The following is an 18089-nucleotide window of genomic DNA, read 5'->3' as shown; positions in this document are numbered from 1 at the left end:
CCTGCTGGGCCGCCTGATGCTAGGCGTCCTCTGCCCCGTTCTCGGCGGAGCTGACCCCGAGCGGTTCCGCCAAACGTTGCAGTGGCCGCTCTGGGGCACGCTGGGCTTCTCCCTCTACAAGCTCATGATCCCGGCGATAGGCCTGCCCGAGTACGCCAAGCGCTTCTCCGTCGGCGCGACCGGGACCGCGTTGGTCGTGTCCATTGTTTGGCTTGGATGGATGCTGCTCGATGCGCTCGCGGACCGCTTCTTCAGCCATCATGACGGCAAGGTCGTCACCGTCGACAACATCCTGGTGTCGCTCGCCTTCGGCTTCCTGAAGCTCGTCCTCATCGCCATCGGCTTCGTGCTCATCGCCATCGAGCTGTCGCTGCCCTACGAGGGCATCATCGCAAGTCTGTCCATCGGCGGTCTCGCCGTGGCCTTCGCCTCGCGCGAGACCTTGTCGAACGTCTTCGGCGCCGGGGTGCTGGCCATCGACCGGCCGTTCCGGCGCGGAGACACCATCTCGGCTGGCGGCATAACCGGCACGGTCGAGCATGTCGGCGTACGCTCGACGCGGGTCCGCACTGGCGAGGACAGCGTCATCATCATGCCGAACGGCAAGCTGGCCGACGCGATGGTCAACAATCTCGGCTCACGCCGCGTTCACCTGTTCCAGGCGACGTTGCCGCTGCCCTACTCCACGACAGCCGACCAGATCGAATCGCTGATGTCCGGCGCGCGAGACATCGTCGACGAGGTGCCGCAGGCGGCGCCGGACCGGACAGTGGTTTCGGTCTCGGGGTTGAATAAGACCGGGATCGAGCTTTCCGTGAAGTACGGGCTCGACACACGAATGGGCGGTGACGAGACCGAGATCACCAATAGGCTGACGCTCGACCTTCTGCGGCTCTGCGAGCGGTTAGGCGTGCGGGCGGAGGCGGTCGCTTGAGAGGACGTGACCGGCGATCATCGAGGACCGCAGTTACGCGTAGCCAACACGACCGAGTATCACCCGGTTGCGTATACTGAGCGCGTGCCGTCGAACGACCGTGATAGCGCTCGGAACGGACGTGAGCTGGCTTGTGGGCGAATGACCGCTGCCCGTCCGTGCGGAGCCGAGGACCGCACGTCGGATTTCGACCACTAAGGGAATTTCCCTGGCAGCACTCAGGGACTTCACATGACTGGTTCAGGGTTTTGCCCGATAGCTCAGGGGCAAGTCGCCGCCTAAAGTCGCCTTAAGTTAGACCCGTGGTTTCCGTCGCGGACGCGACTGAATTCTTCGGTCGTCCACCCCGGCGGGAAGTGTCGATGCGGCTCCATCACACGGCACTTTGCCTTGCGGTCGTGGCACTTCTCGTTCCCGCCGCATCAGAGCCGGTCCATGCCGTTCCCCTTGCCTCAGGGACCGTCATCGGTTCCCTCCCACAAAACACCGTCGAGCGCGTCGCGCGGCGCCACGCATTCCGGGAAGGCTTGCGAGGCGGAGGTTTCCGCGGCGGTTTCGCCGGCCGGCGGATGGGTGGCTACGGGCGCGTCGGTCGCCCGGGCTTCGCCGGCGGTGGGGTGCGCCGCCGCGGCCTAGCCGGCGGATACGCTCGGCGCGGTGGCGTCGTGCGCCGGAACGTCGTGGTCGGAGGCGTCTACCGGCCCTCCGGAGCTTGGTGGCGTCCCGGAGGAGCCGTCGCGACAGGCGCGGCCCTGGGCTTCGTCGGCGCGGCCACCGCGGCGGCCTGGGCGGGTGCCCCGCCGGCGCCCGGCTACTGCTGGTTCTACACCGACGCGTCCCGGACGCAGGGCTTCTGGGACCGCTGCCCGGCCTAGGCACAGGAGACCTCCATGGACATCCGCAAGTGCGCCGCAGAGGCCATCGGCACCTTCTGGCTCACCTTCGCCGGCTGCGGCAGTGCCGTCATCTCGGCGGCCTTCCCGGAGGTCGGCATCGGCCTCGTCGGCGTCTCGCTCGCCTTCGGCCTGACCGTCGTCACCATGGCCTACGCCATCGGCCACATCTCGGGCTGCCACCTCAACCCGGCGGTGACCTGCGGCCTTGCCGCAGGCGGGCGTTTCCCGACGCGGGACATCGCCCCCTACGTGGTCTCGCAAGTCGTGGGCGGCCTCGTCGCCGCGGCCGTCCTCTACGCCATCGCGAGCGGCGCGCCGGGGTTCGACCTCGCCAAGGGGTTCGCGGCCAACGGCTACGGCGAGCACTCGCCCGGCCACTATGGGCTGGTCTCCTGCCTCCTGGCCGAGGTCGTGCTGACCATGATGTTCCTGTTCGTCATCATGGGCGCCACCCACGGCAAGGCGCCGGTCGGCTTCGCGCCCCTGGCCATCGGGCTCTGCCTGACGCTCGTCCATCTCGTCGGCATCCCGGTCACGAACCTTTCGGTGAACCCGGCGCGCAGCACCGGCCCCGCCGTGTTCGTAGGGGGCTGGGCCATCGCGCAGCTCTGGCTGTTCTGGGGCGCGCCCATCCTCGGCGGGGCGCTCGGCGGCATCCTCTACCGCTGGCTCAGCGAGGAGCCTTCGGCTCTCGTCACGGGCATTGCCCCGCCCCGGGCACCGGCCGAGTGAGCGCGATGCCGACGCTCGCGGTGTTCGACGAGGCGCCGGTCCAGCCGCCGCACGTCCGATCCGAACAGCCACCCGCCGGTATGGTCAGGATCGCGGGCGGAACCTTCCGTATGGGCTCGGACCAACACTACCCGGAAGAGGCGCCGGTGCACCGGGTCACGGTCGACGCGTTCTGGATGGATCGCGCGCCCGTCACGAACCGCGAGTTCCGGCGCTTCGTCGATGCCACCGGATACAGGACCTTCGCCGAGATCCCGCCGAACCCCGACGACTACCCGGGAGCGCTCCCGCACATGCTCAGGGCAGGATCCCTGGTGTTCATGCCGCCGTCGCACCCGGTCTCGCTCGACGACATCTCGCGCTGGTGGACCTTCGGCTTCGGCGCGACCTGGCGCCGCCCGTACGGGTCGGGAAGCTCGATCAAGGGGTTGGACGACCATCCGGTCGTGCATGTGGCCTACCAGGACGCGGAGACCTACGCGCGCTGGGCCGGCAAGGAGCTTCCGACCGAGGCCGAATGGGAGTTCGCGGCCCGGGGCGGCCTGGACGGGGCCGAGTTTGCCTGGGGCGACGAGTTCATGCCGGACGGGCGCCAGATGGCGAACACCTGGCAAGGCGAGTTCCCGCACCGGAACCTTTCGCCCCGGAGCTACAAGCGCACCACGCCCGTCGGGCTCTATCCGGCGAACGCGTACGGCCTCCTCGACATGATCGGGAACGTCTGGGAGTGGACCTCCGACTGCTTCGCCCCGAAGCACCCGGAGGACGCGCCGAAGGCCTGCTGCATCCCTCGCAATCCGCGCGGCGGCCTCAAGGACGCCAGCTTCGACCCGAACCAGCCCGAGATCCCGATCCCCCGGAAGGTCCTGAAGGGCGGCTCGCACCTGTGCGCGCCGAGCTACTGCCGCCGTTACCGGCCGGCCGCTCGCCACGCGCAACCGGTCGACACCTCCACCAGCCACATCGGTTTCCGCTGCGTCATCAGGAGTTGAGGAAAGCCATGAGCTACGACGATGGGGAAGGCCGGACCGAAGCCGCCTCAGGCGAGCATGACGTGAGCCTCAGCCGCCGCCGTATGTTGCTGGCCGGGACGGCCCTGGCGGCAACCGGCCTCACCGGCGGGACCGCCGCGGCGCAAGCGCAGCAGCAGGCCCCGTCTCCATCCCCCGCACCGAACGCCGGCGGGGCGAAGCCGAACATCCTCGTCATCTGGGGCGACGACATCGGCATCGCGAACATCAGCGCCTACTCCAATGGCCTGATGGGCTACGAGACCCCGAACATCGACCGCATCGCCAAGGAAGGCCTCAAGCTCCAGCACTACTACGGAGAGCAGTCCTGCACCGCCGGCCGTTCGGCCTTCCTCACCGGGCAGCACATCATCCGGACCGGGCTCAGCAAGGTCGGGTTCCCTGGGGCCCCCATGGGGATGAACCAGCTCGATCCCTCAATCGGCGGCCTGTTGAAGAACCTCGGCTACGCCACCGGCCAGTTCGGCAAGAACCACGTCGGAGACCGCAACGAGTCGCTGCCGACCGTGAACGGCTTCGACGAGTTCTTCGGCAACCTCTACCACCTCAACGCCGAGGAGGAGCCGGAACTCCCGGACTACCCGAAGGACCCAGCTTACCGGGCCAAGTTCGGGCCGCGCGGCGTCCTGCGGTGCAAGGCGACGGACGTCGACGACCCGACGCAGGATCCGCGGTTCGGCAAGATCGGCAAGCAGACCATCGAGGACACCGGCGCGCTCACCAGGAAGCGCATGGAGACCATCGATGACGAGACCTCGGACGCGGCCATCGACTACATGCGACGGCAGCAATCGGCCGGGAAGCCATTCTTCGTCTGGTTCAACACGACCCGCATGCACCTGCGCACGCACGTCCGACCGGAGCATCGCGGGCGGTACACGCACGGTGACAGCGAGTACATCGACGGGATGCAGGAGCACGACGACACCGTCGGCAAGGTGCTGAAGGCCTTGGATGACATGGGCGTCGCGAACGACACCATCGTAGTCTACTCGACCGACAACGGCCCGCACATGAATTCGTGGCCGGACGGGGCCATGACCTGGTTCCGCTCGGAGAAGAACACGAACTGGGAGGGCGCCTTCCGCGTGCCGTGCTTGGTCCGCTGGCCGGGGCACATCAAGCCCGGCACGGTCAGCAACGAATTGATGAGCCACAACGACTGGATCCCGACGCTCTGCGCCATCGCCGGTGAGCCCGCCCTCGTCGAGAAGCTGAAGGCGGGTTACACCGCCAACGGCATGAACTACAAGGTTCACCTGGACGGCTACGACCAGTCCGCGTTCCTGCAGAACGTCGAAGGCAGCGCGGCGAACAACAACAAGACGAAGAGCGCCAGGGACAAGTTCTTCTACGCCGACGACGACGGGTTGCTCGTGGGCCTCCGCAAGGGGGACTACAAGTACGTCTACTCGGAGCAGCGGAAGCAGGGCACGCTCGGGCTGTGGGCCGAGCCCTTCACGACGCTCAGGCTGCAAAAGATCTTCAACCTGATGCAGGACCCGTTCGAGCGGGCCGACATCACGTCCAACACCTACTGGGACTGGAACCTCAACGAGGTCGGTTCCGTCTACGGAACGATGGACGAAGTCTTCCAGTTCGTCGCGACGTTCAAGGACTTCCCGCCGCGCTCCTTCCCGCCGAGCTTCAACCCGGCTAACATCATGGAAAGCACGTTGGAGGGCATCAAGCAGCGGCAGGACTTCAGGAAGAACCTGGACGTGGACCGCATCCGGGGCGGCCTGAACAAGCTGATCGACCAGCGGCTGCAGAACCCCGCTCCGCGCTGACGTGGCGATCCGGGTCGCCGTTCGGCGGGCCGGCCTCCCGACCCTGATCCGCGCTTCCCCTCAGGTCTGATGGCAGCCATGGGCAGATCGAGCCGGTCCCTCAGGCGAATTGCGCTTGCCGTGCTGTTGACGGCCGCCTCCGCGACGAGTGTCGGTACCGCCCGTGCGCAGCCCGACGCCTTGCCCTCCTGGAACGAGGGGACGGCGAAGCGGTCGCTCCTGGACTTCGTCGGACGCGTGACGGGGCCCGACTTCGTGCCGCCGGCCGAGCGCATCGCTGTCTTCGACAACGACGGCACGCTCTGGGCCGAGCAGCCGGTCTACTTCCAGGTCGCCTTCGCGTTGGACCGGGTCAGGGCGCTCGCGCCCGAGCACCCGGAGTGGAAGGTCACCGAGCCCTTCAAGGGCATCATCGCGGGCGACACGGCGGCGGTCGCGGCAGCGGGGGAGAAGGGCCTGCTCCAAATCATCGCGGCCACCCATGTCGGCATAACGACCGACGCCTTCGCCGGCATCGTCGCGGACTGGTTCGCGACCGCGCGCCATCCCCGCTTCGACCGGCCCTACGTCAGCCTCGTCTACCAGCCGATGTTGGAGCTCCTCGGGTACCTGCGCGCCAACGGCTTCAAGACGTTCATCGTCTCCGGCGGCGGCGTGGAGTTCATGCGGGTCTTCGCCGGGCGGGCGTACGGCATCCCGCCGGAGCAGGTCGTCGGCTCGTCCGGTGTCACCCGGTTCGAGGTCCGCGCGGACGGGACGCCGGTCCTCGTGAAGGAGCCCAAGGTCGCGTTCGTCGACGACGGCCCCGGCAAGCCCGCGGGCATCGACCGCTTCATCGGGCGCCGGCCTATCCTCGCATTCGGAAACTCGGACGGCGACCGGCAGATGCTGGAGTGGACGGCGGGCGGGGCGGGTCCTCGCCTCCTCGGTCTCGTTCACCACACGGATGGCGAGCGTGAGTTCGCCTACGACCGCAAGGCTCACGTCGGACGCCTCGACAAAGCCCTCGACGAGGCCACGCAGCGAGGCTGGACCGTGGTCGACATGCAGCGGGACTGGAAGACGGTGTTTCCGCCGGCGCCGGGAAGCGACCGATGACGGATGCCCTGGCGGTCGGTGCGGAAAGGAGGGGGCATGACCAAACCTGAAGGATCTCACGCTTCTTTCGCCATGCTGCTCCTCGTCATGGGCATGGTCGCCGGAACCCCACCGGCGACGGCACAGCCCGTAGAGACGCGGATCGGACCGATCCCACTTCAGCTCGGTCTGCCAGCCGATGAAGCGACAAGGCAGAAGCTCTACGACGAACTGGATTTTCAGCGCGCCACCCAGGCCTACATCTGGGCGCTGCCCATCGTCAGCTTCGCGCAATGGCAACATGCGGCGCAGACCGCATTCGGTGCCCACGACACCGATGTGGTCCTCTACGAGACGATCCGCGACAAGCTCGGTATCCTCACCGCCAACGCGACCACTCCCTACATCGGTGGTTTTCCGGACCTGTCGAAGACGGGGCCGCTCGTCATCGATTATCCCGCGGGCGCCAGCGCCGGCGGGGTCGGCGATTTCTGGCAACGTCCGGTCACCGACATGGGCGAGACCGGGCCCGACGCGGGGAAGGGTGCACGGTACCTCCTCGTCGGACCGGGACAGACCGCGCCCGACGCTCCGGATTACCGGATCATCAACGCCCCGACCTCGAACGTCTTCGTGGCGTTCCGCGTGCTGGACCCGGATCCGGAGAGGGGCAAGGAACTCGTCGGGCGCTTCCGCATGTACCCCTACGGCGACCGCGCGCAGCCGCCGGCGACGCGTGTCCTCAAACCCGAGGGGCGACCTTGGAGCCAGGTCCCGCCGCGCGGCTTCGCCTACTGGGAGCGCCTGAACGACATTCTGCAGCGGGAGCCCGTGATGGAGCGGGACCGCATGATCATGGCGATGCTGAAGCCGCTCGGCATCGAGAAGGGCAAGGCGTTCGAACCGGATGCCCGCCAGCGCCGGATCCTGGAGGAGGGAGCCCGGGTCGGCGAGCTGATGGCGCAAGTGAAATCCTTCACCAAGCGCGAGGCGAACGCCCGCTACCGCCCCGAGACCCGCTGGGATTACGTCATCCTGCTGGATCCCTCACAGGAGGCCGCAACCTACAGCGAACTCGACGAGCGGGCCGACTACACCTACGAGGCCGTGACGACCACGAAGGGGATGGTGACCCGGACGCCAGGGGTCGGGCAGGCCTATCTCGGTGCCTATCAGGATGGTGACGGCCACTGGCTCGACGGCGGCAAGTCCTATCGACTGAGGGTGCCGGCCAATCCGCCGGCGAAGCTGTTCTGGTCGCTCACCGTCTATGACGCCGACCAGCGGGTGCTGATCGACAATGGTCGGGACATCGCCGACCGCTCGTCCCGCCAGGATCTCGTCAGAAACGCGGACGGGAGCGTCGACATCCATGTCGGTCCGGCCGCCCCGAAAGGGTTCGAGAAGAACTGGATCCCCTCGGTCCCGGGCAGGGCGTGGTTCGCCTACTTCCGCCTCTACGGACCGCTGCAACCCTACTTCGACCGCACCTTCGCCCTGCCGGACTTCGTGCCGGTCACGGCCAGCGAGGCGACATCGCGATGACCTCCCGCATGCTCGTCCTGACACTCGTCGGCATCCTGGTCTCAGCCCCGGTCGAGGCCCAGCAGGCAGCCCCCGACGACGCCCGTGCCATCGCGAAGGAGGCGTACATCTACGCTTACGCCCCATTGGAGAACTACCGGACGTTTCACAAGCAGGTCGTCGACGACAAGGCCTCGGAGTACATCGGAGGCTTCGGTCGCTTCCGACACTACGCCCAGGTCTTCACGCCCGAGAACCGCGACGTCGTCACGCCCAACAACGACACGCCGTATTCCTGGGCCTGGCTCGACCTGCGGAGCGAGCCCTGGGTGGTGAGCGTCCCCGCCGTGCCGGACGAGCGCTACTACGTGATGCAGTGGGTCGACCTCTTCACCCACAACTTCGCCTACATGGGCTCGCGCACGACCGGCAACGGGCCCGGCAACTATCTCTTCGCCGGGCCGCGCTGGAACGGCACCGTGCCCGATGGCATCCGCCACGTGTTCCGCGCCGAGACGGAGATTGTCGGAACGCTGACCCGGACGGCTCTGAGAGGGCCCGAGGACGTTCCGAACGTGCGGGCGGTCCAGCGCGGTTACCGCCTCCAGCCCCTCAGCGAGTTCGCGGCATCCCGCCCGCCAGCCCCAGCTCCGGCCATCGACTTTCCCGCCTATGAGCGCGCCAGGGCTCGCTCCGAAGACTTCGTCGGTTACCTGAACTTCCTGCTGCAATTCGCGCAGCCGCCCGACCCGAGCGAGGTCGACCTGATGCGGCGCTTCGCCCGGATCGGCATCGGTCCCGGACTTCCGTGGGACAAGGCGAAGGTGGACCCCGCGCTCCTCGAAGCCATCAGGGCGGGGGCCGCGGACGGCCAGGCCGCCATCGATGCTCAGGCGGCCAAGACACTCGATTCCGGCACGATGTTCGGCGACCGCGCCTTCCTCGGCAACGACTACATCCGGCGTGCCGTCGGCGCCGACAAGGGCCTTTACGGCAACTCGCGCGAGGAGGCCTGGTATGGCGGCTTCGTCGGCGACGGCTCGAAGCCCTCGAAGATCCGCTTCACGGCGGACGGGCTGCCGCCCGCACGGTTTTTCTGGTCGCTCACGCTCTACACGCTGCCGGATCGAGGCCTCTACGCGAACCCGCAGCACCGCTACTCGCTGGGCGACCGCAGCAAGGGGCTCGTCTATGCCCCGGACGGCTCCCTCACCGTCTACCTGGGGCACCAGTCACCCGGGCAGGCCCATGAGGCGAACTGGATCCCGGCGCCGCTCGGCCCGTACTCGCTCGTCGCCCGCGTCTACGGCCCAGAGCCGGCACTCCTGTCGGGGCAATGGAAGCTCCCGCCCCTGGAGCCCGCTGCAGCCTCCGGGCACCCGTAGGAAGCCGCGCCATGAACTCCGAACAGCGGGACGCCGCAGAGATCATCCGCTGGCCGACTTCCGCCGCCGTGGCGCAGGCGACGGGCGCGATCCACACCGTCCAGGGCTCGTGCGCCGGCCGGGTCCGCTCAGGCTTCGTGCGAGCCGGTGCAATCCTGAAACATCGCTCGGTAGGGCCTGAGATGCGCAATCGCCTGATTGCCGGAATCGTGTCGGCCGTCTTGCTGTCGGTGCTGTCGACCGCTGTGGCGGCCCAAGCATCCAACTCGCCTTCGAACGGCTGGGACAACGCCTACTACCAGATCCTCGCGGAGAGCCTGCGTCGGGCGGGGAAAGGCAAGTGGGTCTACACCGCGGACGGCCACGCCATCGGCCGCATCGCCGATATCCGCACGAGCCGGGACGGTCTGCACGAGGTCGCCGTCGTTCGGGTGCGCCCCCTGATGGGTGGCGGTCAGGTTGCGCTTCCGATCTACCGCTTAGCCCGGCGGAAGGGCCGGATCGTCGCCAGCGACGGCCGAGCGGCGATCCGCGCCATGGCACGGTCGGACATGGCATCCAAGGGCCGACGCTGATGCGCACCCGTCTCTGGCCGCTCGCCCTGATGCTCGCCGCCGCGGCGCCGCCGGCCGAAACGCTCGCGAGGACAAACCCGATGGGCGGCGGGACCATTCGGGTCGTCTACGAGGCGCCGAAGAAGGCGGTCTACCGCGAGATCTACGACACCATGCGCCAGCGTCGCGTTCTTGAGCGGGTCGGGACCATCATCGGCTTCGTCCGGCTGCCGACCCGTCTGACCTACCGGCTCAAGGAGTGCGCGGGCGAACTCAACGCCTGGTACGCCCCCGAAGACCGGAGCGTAACGATCTGCTACGAGCTCATCGACAGCATCGTCCGCGTCGCGCCCCGGACGAAGTCACCGGCCGGGGTCACGCGCCGCGATGCCATCGCAGGCCCGGTCTTCCAGATCCTCCTGCACGAGAGCGGCCACGCCCTGTTCGACCTGCTGCACGTGCCCATCCTCGGGCGCGAGGAGGATGCGGCCGACCAGGTGGCGTCGCTGATCTTGCTGCACCTGTCGCCCGCCGACGCCCGCATGGTCGTGGACGGCGGCGCCTACTTCTTCGCGACGACGGCGAAGGAGGAGCCGGTCGACAAGGGCGCCTTCGCCGACGTCCACGGCCTGTCCTGGCAGCGCTTCTACAATCTCACCTGCATGGCCTACGGCTCCGACAGGCGGCGCTACCGCGGCATCGTCGCCAAGGGCTTCTTGCCCAAGGAGCGGGCCGAGGGCTGCGAGGAGGAGTACGACCAGGTCGCCTTCGCGTTCCAAAAACTCATCGGCCCACACCTGCGCATGCGCTTCCGAAGCGGCGCGCAGTTGCGGCGCGCCTTCCGCTCCGTTCCCCGATCGTAAGGGTCGACGATGGCGCCGCTCGATATCTTCGCGTGGGTCGTCCTGCTGGTCGTGATCGCGACGCTCGTCGCAGCCTTCCTCGCGCTCGGGATGATGCCGGGCCGGATCGCGCGCCGGCGCGGTCATCCCTGGGCCGAGGCCGTGGCCATCGGGAGCTGGGCGACCCTGGTCTTCGGCTTCGTGTTCTGGCCGCTGATCCTGGTCTGGGCCTACGTCGACGCTCCCGCCAAGCGGGAGGCGCCGCGATGATCGTATTCCTCCTCAACAGCTACATCGCGCTCCTGGTCCTGTTCGTCCGGATGGGTTTCGTCCGGCTGAACCTGTTCTGGAAGCTCTCCCCTGGGCGTGACGAAGGATGAGACCATCCACGTCGGGATGGGGCAGTTCACCGACCTCAAGGTGTGTCACGAACTCGGCGTCCGATCCGTCTGGATCGACCGCGTGGGGGACCCGCTGAACCCGGACTGGCCGCCGCACGCGACGCTCGATGATCTCTCAGGTCTGCCCGACCTGCTATCGCCCGGTTGAGCGAACGCCGCCGAACTCGAATGTCGCAATGGGTTCTCAAGCTGCCACCATTGCTCAAGCCGTACAGCGGAACGCGCTGTTGTCCGAGATCATCCCACGAAACCATCGTTCTGACCCGTACCGGCTCCGTGCGCGGTTGAGGTCGAACCCGGTCTTGCGACAGCGCGTGGCCTTCTGACGTCGGAAGAGATCAGCCGTCCAACGAATGCATCGCGCAGCCTCCGCGACCGGAGCGAAAGGACAAGGGGTACGTCGTTGCCAATATGGGCAATTGCCGCCATTTGAATGCTGGCGAGGGGTCGCGGACGCCGTTGGAGCCGGGGGCGCTTATGGATAACTTGCCACCGGAGGCTTGCAGTTGCTCCGCCCTGCGGCAGGCCGCCAGGCACCTGACGCGCCTCTATGACGAGGCGCTGGCGCCGACCGGCATTGGGCTCAACCAATATTCCATACTCGCCAAGGTCGACCGCCAAGGCGAGCCGTCCGTCCAGCAGCTCGCCGCGCTCCTGGTCATGGACCGCTCGACCCTTGGCCATCTTCTGCGGCCCCTGGAGCGGCGCGGCCTCCTAACCGTCCGCCCGTCGGCAAGCGATGGCCGGAAACGGGTCGTGGCGCTCACCCCGGAAGGAGGCGCGCTCCTCGGCTCGGCCAGGCCGCTCTGGAAGTCCGCCGAGGAACGGTTCCAGGCGGGCTTCGGCCAAGACGAGGCGGCCGGACTCCAGGCGCTGATGCGTCAGGTCACGATGGTCGGTGATCAGGACGCTGCCATCCCGTCGCCGGCGACACGCTGACCGTGCCAGGGCCCGTTTGCTGGCCGACCGTGCCTCAGTCCTTGCGGATCCCGTTCTGGTAGACCGAGAGGTGCGCGTATGCGGCGGCGAGCAGCGGCGTCTCGATGCTGGCCTCCGCCGCCGAGCGCACGAGGTCGCCGATGATGTTCTCGACCTCGACTGGACGTCCCTTCCGTAGGTCGCGGTACATCGACGAGGTCAGGGGCGAGCCCTTGGCGGTCAGTTGGTCGCGTGTCGCGGCCAGGAACGCGTCCGAGGGGCCGGTACCGACGGCCCGGACGGTCGCGACCGCCTCGTCCAGGACGGCGAGCGCGAATGCCGGTCCGCCCGGTGCGGCCTCGATCTCGCCGATGGGCCCGCGCATCAGGCAGGTGACGGCGCCGAGCGAGGCCAGCAGGATCCACTTCTCCCACATCTCCCGCCGGATCTCGCGGGACAGGCGCGGTTCGAACCCGCCAGCCTGCATCAGCTCATGCAGCGCCTCGATGCGCGGCGTCGTGCCGCCGTCGAGCTCGCCGTAGGCGAGGTCCTGGAGCGGCGTCAGGTGCAACACGCGGCCCTCCTCGTCGAGGATGGTCGCGATCTTGAGGGCGCAACCGACCAGGTTCTCGGACGAGAAGCGCGCCGCCAAGGTTTCCATGTGCCGCATGCCATTCAGCACGGGCAAGATCATCGTCCTCGGCCCAACAGCCGGGCGCAGGTCGTCGAGCGCCGCATCGAGCTGGAAACCCTTCACCGACAGCAGGATGGCGTCGAAAGGACCGTCGACAGTATCGGCGGTCGCAAGCTGCGGCTCGACGCTCGCGTCGCCCAGCGGGCTGATGATCTTCAGCCCCTCGCGACGAAGTCGTTCGGCGCGCCTTGGACGGACGAGGAACGTCACGTCCCGCCCCGCTTGGGCGAGCCGGCCCCCGATATAGCCGCCGGTCGAACCGGCTCCAACAACGAGCAAGCGCATGGTCTACTTCCTGTCGAGGGTGGACGCTCACGCCCTGGCGCCGGTCGCCTGTTCCGCGAGCGCGGCGAGCTTGGCATCGAGGCCTCGCGCCGCGTCGAGGCATGGGTCGTTTTCGATGTTGCCCATCAGCGTGGAGGGCACGTCGTAGGCGAGGCGCGTCGTGCCCGAAGCCTCGTCGCGGTAGATGAGGAGCCGGACGGGCACGTTGAGGCCGGCGCGGATATCATGGCGCAGCATCGTGATGGCGATGAGCGGGTTGCCGAGGGTGTACATCACCACCTTGGCGTCTTGCCCGTAGAGCTTGAGCCAGTCACCGTGGTCGAGCGTGAGGAAGCGGGTGAAGCCGCTCGGTCCAAGATGCTCCTCGACGCGGCTGCGGAACGCCCCCTCGTCTCGCGCACCGCCCGGGAGGGCCGGCCAGCCGACCGCCTCGATTGACCCGACGGCGTGTTCGAAGGCGGCGACGACCTCCTCGAACGACCGTGTGGTGACGTGCTCGACGTGTCGGACCTGCAGTTCCTGGATCATCTTCGTTCATCCGTGATCACGCACTCGGGCAGGCACCCATCGAGGCAAATATGTGCAATTGCCCTTATTCGGCAAGCCGACGTCGAGCGGTTCGAATCGATTAGGCCACTTCCCTCCGTGCAGGAGGTCTGTCCGACCGGCCAGCCGGGGACATTGTGCGCTCCGGCACGCCAGCCAAGTCGACGGACAGGGGCGGCATTGACGTCCGTCTCGCCTCCAAATAAATGTCGGCCATAATGATTGAAGCGGTCGGAAATGGCCGCAGAGGAGCGGTGCGATGGACCCCAGGGCTTTCCTTGTGCTGACCCCGCTAGCTCTGGCAGCATGCTCGCCGGGCGAGACCGCAGTGCCTCCGGAGCCGCCGCTGGTCCAGACCATCGCGGTGGCCCCGGGAACGGCCGGGATCGCGCGCTACACCGGCGTCATCCGGGCCCGCACCGAGAGCAACCTCGGCTTCCGGGTCGGCGGCAAGATCTACGAGCGCCTCGTCGACCCGGGGGACCACGTCCGGCTCGGTCAGCCCCTGATGCGCCTCGACCGGACCGACTTCACTCTGGCCCTTAACGCGGCGCGGGCCTCGGTCGAGGCGGCCCGAGCACAGATGATCAAGGCCAAGGCTGACGATGAGCGCAGCCGCAAGCTCGTCGGGGACGGCTGGACCTCGAAGCAGACCTACGACCAGAACAAGGCCGCCGCTGACGCCGCCGTCGCCCAGTTCGCCAATGCCGAGGCGCAGGCGAGCCAGGTCGCCAACCAGGCCGGGTATTCCGAGCTCCAGGCCGACGCCGACGGCGTCGTGATGGAGGTCCCGACCGAGCCGGGCCAGGTCGTTGCCGCCGGCCAGACCGTCGTCAAGCTCGCCCGTGATGGCGCCCGCGAGGCGGAGGTGTTCCTGCCGGAGGGGAGCCGGCAACTCGCGAAGGGGGCAGCGTCGGCCACCCTTTACGCAGAGGGCGAGACGACCTATCCGGCCAAGCTCCGGGAACTTTCCGCCACCGCCGATCCGGCCACCCGGACGTACCGGGCGCGCTACATCCTGTCGGGCGGCGGCGAGGCCGCGCCGCTCGGCGCCACGGTGACGCTCCGGCTCACGCCGGCGGATGCCGGGCGCGCGGCGTCGGTCGACGTGCCGCTCGGCGCCCTGTTCGACATCGGGCGAGGCTCGACGGTCTGGAAGCTCGACGCCGACACCAAGACGGTCACCGCCCAGGCGGTCTCCGTCGCGCGCATGTCCGAGGAAAGCGCACAGGTCGTATCGGGCCTCAGCCCGGGCGACCGCATCGTGTCGCTCGGCGCCCATCTGCTCAAGGCCGGCCAGGCGGTGCGGCAGGCCCCCGAGAGCCTGACGGGGGTCGCCCGATGACCGGCTTCAACCTCTCCGCCCTGGCGGTTCGCGAGCGCGCCGTCACGCTCTTCCTCATCATCGCGGTGACCGCCGCCGGCTTCTTCGCCTTCCAGAAGCTCGGCCGTGCCGAGGATCCGGCCTTCACCGTGAAGACCATGTCGGTCTCGGCAGCCTGGCCCGGCGCAACCACCTCGGAGATCCAGCGGCAGGTCGCCGACCCGCTGGAGAAGCGGCTGCAGGAACTCGTCTACTACGACCGCGTCGAGACCACGGTCCGTCCCGGCCTCATGCTGATGAAGGTCTACTTCAAGGACAGCATGCCGCCGGCGAAGCTGCAGGAGCAGTTCTACCAGGCCCGCAAGAAGTTGTCCGACCAGGCCTCCACCCTGCCACGAGGCGTGATGGGGCCGCTGTTCAACGACGAGTTCTCCGACGTCTACTTCGCCCTCTACGCCCTCCAGGCCCGGGGCCTGCCGCACCGGCACCTCGTGCTCCGCGCTGAGGACCTACGCCAGCGGCTGTTGCGCGTCCCTGGCGTCGAGAAGATCAACATCCTCGGCGAGCAGGCCCAGAAGATCTTCGTCGAGATCTCCTATCAGCGCCTGGCGACGCTCGGCATCACCGGACAGCAGTTGCTAGCGGCCTTGGCCAACCAGAACGACGTGACGCCGGCCGGCTTCGTCGAGACCGCCGGCCCGCGCGTTTACCTCCGACTCGACGGCGCCATCGACGGCCTCGACACGATCCGCAACCTGCCGGTGGCGGTCGGCGACCGCAGCCTCAAGCTCGGCGACATCGCCGAGGTGAAGCGCGGCTACGAGGACCCGAAGGTCTTCGAGATCCGCAACGACGGCGAGCCGGCCCTGATGCTGGGCCTCGTGATGAAGCCGGGCTTCAACGGCCTAGCGCTCGGCGAGGCGCTCAACGCCGAGGAGGTGGCCATCCACCACGAGCTGCCGACCGGCATCACGTTCGCGAAGATCACCGACCAGGCGAAGGTCATCGACGACGCCATCCACGAGTTCATGGTGAAGTTCTTCACCGCCCTCTCGGTGGTCATCGTCGTCGGCCTCGTGGCGCTCGGCTTCCGGGTCGGCATCGTCGTCGCGCTCGCGGTCCCGATCACGCTTGCCGCCGTGTTCGTCGTCATGATGGTCACCGGCCGCGACTTCGACCGCATCACGCTCGGCGCCTTGATCATCTCGCTTGGCCTGCTCGTGGACGATGCGATCATCGCCATCGAGATGATGGTGGTGCGCATGGAGGAGGGCTACGACCGCGTCGAGGCCGCGACCCATGCCTGGAGCGCCACCGCGGCGCCGATGCTGACCGGCACGCTCGTCACCATCGCGGGCTTCCTGCCGGTCGGCTTCGCCGCCTCCACGGCGGGGGAGTACGCCGGCAACATCTTCTGGGTGGTCGGCTTCTCGCTGCTCGTCTCGTGGATCGTGGCGGTGACCTTCACGCCCTATCTCGGCGTCAAGCTCCTGCCCAACATCAAGAAGGTCGAGGGCGGCCACGAGGCCATCTACGCCACGAAGAACTACGAGCGCCTGCGCCGCGTGGTCCGGGCTTCCGTCGACCACAAGTGGCTGGCGGCCGGGATCACCGTGATGCTGTTCGCGGCGGCCGTCGTCGGCATGGGCCGGGTCGAGAAGCAGTTCTTCCCGAACTCGGAGCGCCCAGAACTGATCGTCGAGGTGACGCTGCCGACGGGCTCGGCCTTTGCCACCACCGAGGCGAGCGTGAAGAAGGTCGAGGCGGCCGTCCGTGGGCTCCCCGAGGCGCGCGAGATCACGAGCTACATCGGGCAGGGCATGCCGCGCTTCGTGCTTTCGTTCGATCCCGAGCTGCCCGATCCCGCCTTCGCGCAGATCGTGGTGCAGACCCCCGACGCGGCGTCCCGCGACGCGCTCCGCATCAAGCTGCGCAAGCTCGTCGCCGACGGGCTCTTCCCCGAGGCCCGGGTGCGCGTGCTGCAGATCGTGTTCGGTCCGCCGATCCGCTTCCCGGTCGCCTTCCGGGTGGTCGGACCCGACCCCGACGTCATCCGCGGCATCGCCGAGCAGGTCCGCGACGTCATGATGGCCAACCCCAACATGCGCCTCGTCCACCTCGACTGGGGCGACAAGACCCCGAGCCTGCACCTCGCCCTCGACCAGGAGCGCCTGCGCCTGATCGGCCTCACGCCGCGGGAGGCCGGCCAGCAGCTCCAGAGCTACCTCGACGGAACCCCGGCGACCCAGGTCCGCGAGAACCTGCGCTCGGTGGACGTGCTCCTGCGCAGCCCCGGCCCGGAGCGGCGCTCCCTCGGCGACATCGGCGACCTGACCCTGACCACCCAGGACGGGCGCCAGGTGCCGGTCTCCCAGGTCGCGCACCTGGAGAGTCGCAACGAGGACGCGGTGCTCAAGCGCTACAACCGCGAGACCTACATCCGCGTGCAGGGCGACGTGCTCGACGGGAAACAGCCGCCGGACATCCACGCGCAGATCTTCCCCGAGCTCGACGCGATCAAGGCGAAGCTGCCGCCCGGCTACCGCATCGACACGGCCGGTGCGGTCGAGGAGAGCGCGAAGGCGATGAACGCACTCGTGGCGGTCTTCCCGCTGATGCTGATCGTGACGCTGACGGTCATCATGCTGCAGGTCCGGTCGTTCACCACCATGTTCATGGTGTTCGCCACCGCGCCGCTCGGCCTCGTCGGTGCCGTCCCGACGCTGCTCGTCTTCCACCAGCCGTTCGGCTTCAACGCGATCCTCGGGTTGATCGCCCTGTCGGGCATCCTGATGCGCAACACCCTGATCCTGGTGGACCAGATCCACCACGACCGCGCGGCGGGCCTGTCGGATTACGAGGCCATCGTCGAGTCGACCGTGCGCCGGGCTCGGCCGGTCATCCTGACGGCGGCGGCGGCGATGCTCGCCTTTATCCCGCTCACCCACTCGGTGTTCTGGGGCGCGCTGGCCTACGTCCTCATCGGCGGCGTCGGCGTGGGCACGCTCCTGACGCTGCTGTTCCTGCCCGCCCTCTACGCCCTGTGGTTCCGGGTCGGACGGGCGCCCGTCGCAACTGGCGTCGCATCCGGATCCGACGCGATGCCAGTTCAGGCGGAGCCTTGATCCAGAGACAAGGGCCGTTGTCCCGGTGACG

17 protein-coding genes are annotated in these 18089 nt (G+C 68.1%); 15 read left to right on the top strand and 2 right to left on the bottom strand.

Features of this window, described 5'->3' with window-relative positions; all coding sequences use genetic code 11:
• From MKL01_RS03440 to MKL01_RS03380, 13 genes are all read left to right on the top strand, one after another.
• A partial coding sequence (locus MKL01_RS03440; protein ID WP_243903831.1) for a mechanosensitive ion channel family protein occupies positions 1-934 on the top strand: 934 nt, incomplete at its 5' end.
• 665 nt (positions 935-1599) lie between these two features.
• On the top strand, positions 1600-1809 hold the full coding sequence (locus tag MKL01_RS03435; RefSeq protein WP_243903830.1) for a hypothetical protein: 210 nt from the start codon (positions 1600-1602) through the stop codon (positions 1807-1809).
• Positions 1810-1824: 15 nt separating this feature from the next.
• Positions 1825-2562 (top strand): aquaporin Z, encoded by a 738-nt coding sequence (aqpZ, locus tag MKL01_RS03430; RefSeq protein ID WP_243903829.1) that lies wholly within the window; start codon positions 1825-1827, stop codon positions 2560-2562.
• 80 nt (positions 2563-2642) lie between these two features.
• Positions 2643-3554, top strand: coding sequence for a formylglycine-generating enzyme family protein (locus MKL01_RS03425; protein ID WP_243903835.1), 912 nt, complete (start codon positions 2643-2645; stop codon positions 3552-3554).
• An 8-nt stretch (positions 3555-3562) separates the two neighbouring features.
• Positions 3563-5383, top strand: coding sequence for an arylsulfatase (locus MKL01_RS03420; RefSeq protein WP_243903828.1), 1821 nt, complete (start codon positions 3563-3565; stop codon positions 5381-5383).
• A gap of 78 nt (positions 5384-5461) precedes the next feature.
• Entirely contained in the window at positions 5462-6481 is a 1020-nt protein-coding gene (locus MKL01_RS03415; RefSeq protein ID WP_243903827.1) for an HAD family hydrolase, read from the top strand.
• Between the two features lie 36 nt (positions 6482-6517).
• The gene (locus tag MKL01_RS03410) at positions 6518-8005 is read left to right on the top strand and encodes a DUF1254 domain-containing protein (protein ID WP_243903826.1); all 1488 of its coding nucleotides are present in this window, start codon (positions 6518-6520) and stop codon (positions 8003-8005) included.
• Positions 8002-9369 carry a DUF1254 domain-containing protein gene (locus MKL01_RS03405; RefSeq protein ID WP_243903825.1) on the top strand — a complete coding sequence of 456 codons (1368 nt, stop codon included), beginning with the start codon at positions 8002-8004 and terminating at the stop codon, positions 9367-9369. Before MKL01_RS03410 ends, MKL01_RS03405 begins: the two co-directional genes overlap by 4 nt.
• Before the next feature lie 68 nt (positions 9370-9437).
• Complete coding sequence (locus tag MKL01_RS03400; RefSeq protein ID WP_243903824.1) at positions 9438-9944, top strand: hypothetical protein; 507 nt, start codon at positions 9438-9440, stop codon at positions 9942-9944.
• 80 nt (positions 9945-10024) lie between these two features.
• Entirely contained in the window at positions 10025-10786 is a 762-nt protein-coding gene (locus tag MKL01_RS03395; protein WP_243903834.1) for a DUF4344 domain-containing metallopeptidase, read from the top strand.
• Between the two features lie 9 nt (positions 10787-10795).
• Positions 10796-11035 carry a DUF3302 domain-containing protein gene (locus MKL01_RS03390; protein ID WP_243903823.1) on the top strand — a complete coding sequence of 80 codons (240 nt, stop codon included), beginning with the start codon at positions 10796-10798 and terminating at the stop codon, positions 11033-11035.
• A gap of 96 nt (positions 11036-11131) precedes the next feature.
• Positions 11132-11314, top strand: coding sequence for a hypothetical protein (locus tag MKL01_RS03385; RefSeq protein ID WP_243903822.1), 183 nt, complete (start codon positions 11132-11134; stop codon positions 11312-11314).
• A 329-nt stretch (positions 11315-11643) separates the two neighbouring features.
• Positions 11644-12105 carry a MarR family winged helix-turn-helix transcriptional regulator gene (locus tag MKL01_RS03380; RefSeq protein WP_243903821.1) on the top strand — a complete coding sequence of 154 codons (462 nt, stop codon included), beginning with the start codon at positions 11644-11646 and terminating at the stop codon, positions 12103-12105.
• A 34-nt stretch (positions 12106-12139) separates the two neighbouring features.
• On the opposite strand, the gene MKL01_RS03375 is transcribed toward MKL01_RS03380, so the two are convergent.
• A complete protein-coding gene (locus MKL01_RS03375; RefSeq protein WP_243903820.1) occupies positions 12140-13063 on the bottom strand; it encodes a ketopantoate reductase family protein in 924 nt (307 codons plus the stop codon).
• A 27-nt stretch (positions 13064-13090) separates the two neighbouring features.
• The gene (locus MKL01_RS03370) at positions 13091-13591 is read right to left on the bottom strand and encodes a DUF302 domain-containing protein (protein WP_243903819.1); all 501 of its coding nucleotides are present in this window, start codon (positions 13589-13591) and stop codon (positions 13091-13093) included.
• 277 nt (positions 13592-13868) lie between these two features.
• On the opposite strand from MKL01_RS03370, the gene MKL01_RS03365 reads away from it, so the two are divergent.
• Together MKL01_RS03365 and MKL01_RS03360 are read left to right on the top strand one after the other, a co-directional pair.
• Positions 13869-14954 carry an efflux RND transporter periplasmic adaptor subunit gene (locus MKL01_RS03365; RefSeq protein WP_243903818.1) on the top strand — a complete coding sequence of 362 codons (1086 nt, stop codon included), beginning with the start codon at positions 13869-13871 and terminating at the stop codon, positions 14952-14954.
• Positions 14951-18058, top strand: a complete 3108-nt coding sequence (locus MKL01_RS03360; protein WP_243903817.1) for an efflux RND transporter permease subunit — start codon at positions 14951-14953, stop codon at positions 18056-18058. The genes MKL01_RS03365 and MKL01_RS03360 overlap by 4 nt, the downstream gene beginning before the upstream one ends.
• Positions 18059-18089 lie beyond the last annotated feature (31 nt).

Source organism: Methylobacterium sp. J-070 (assembly GCF_022829385.1).
Lineage (GTDB): Bacteria > Pseudomonadota > Alphaproteobacteria > Rhizobiales > Beijerinckiaceae > Methylobacterium.
Note: the sequence above shows the minus strand (reverse complement) of the source record. Positions and strands in the feature narration are given on the sequence as shown.

Excerpts from the sequence above, each read along its gene's own strand:
- aqpZ (WP_243903829.1), top strand. The coding sequence starts at position 1,825 with ATGGACATCCGCAAGTGCGCCGCAGAGGCCATCGGCACCTTCTGGCTC.
- MKL01_RS03425 (WP_243903835.1), top strand. The coding sequence starts at position 2,643 with ATGGTCAGGATCGCGGGCGGAACCTTCCGTATGGGCTCGGACCAACAC.
- MKL01_RS03420 (WP_243903828.1), top strand. The coding sequence starts at position 3,563 with ATGAGCTACGACGATGGGGAAGGCCGGACCGAAGCCGCCTCAGGCGAG.
- MKL01_RS03415 (WP_243903827.1), top strand. The coding sequence starts at position 5,462 with ATGGGCAGATCGAGCCGGTCCCTCAGGCGAATTGCGCTTGCCGTGCTG.
- MKL01_RS03410 (WP_243903826.1), top strand. The coding sequence starts at position 6,518 with ATGACCAAACCTGAAGGATCTCACGCTTCTTTCGCCATGCTGCTCCTC.
- MKL01_RS03405 (WP_243903825.1), top strand. The coding sequence starts at position 8,002 with ATGACCTCCCGCATGCTCGTCCTGACACTCGTCGGCATCCTGGTCTCA.
- MKL01_RS03395 (WP_243903834.1), top strand. The coding sequence starts at position 10,025 with ATGGGCGGCGGGACCATTCGGGTCGTCTACGAGGCGCCGAAGAAGGCG.
- MKL01_RS03390 (WP_243903823.1), top strand. The coding sequence starts at position 10,796 with ATGGCGCCGCTCGATATCTTCGCGTGGGTCGTCCTGCTGGTCGTGATC.
- MKL01_RS03380 (WP_243903821.1), top strand. The coding sequence starts at position 11,644 with ATGGATAACTTGCCACCGGAGGCTTGCAGTTGCTCCGCCCTGCGGCAG.
- MKL01_RS03375 (WP_243903820.1), bottom strand. The coding sequence starts at position 13,063 with ATGCGCTTGCTCGTTGTTGGAGCCGGTTCGACCGGCGGCTATATCGGG.
- MKL01_RS03370 (WP_243903819.1), bottom strand. The coding sequence starts at position 13,591 with ATGATCCAGGAACTGCAGGTCCGACACGTCGAGCACGTCACCACACGG.
- MKL01_RS03365 (WP_243903818.1), top strand. The coding sequence starts at position 13,869 with ATGGACCCCAGGGCTTTCCTTGTGCTGACCCCGCTAGCTCTGGCAGCA.
- MKL01_RS03360 (WP_243903817.1), top strand. The coding sequence starts at position 14,951 with ATGACCGGCTTCAACCTCTCCGCCCTGGCGGTTCGCGAGCGCGCCGTC.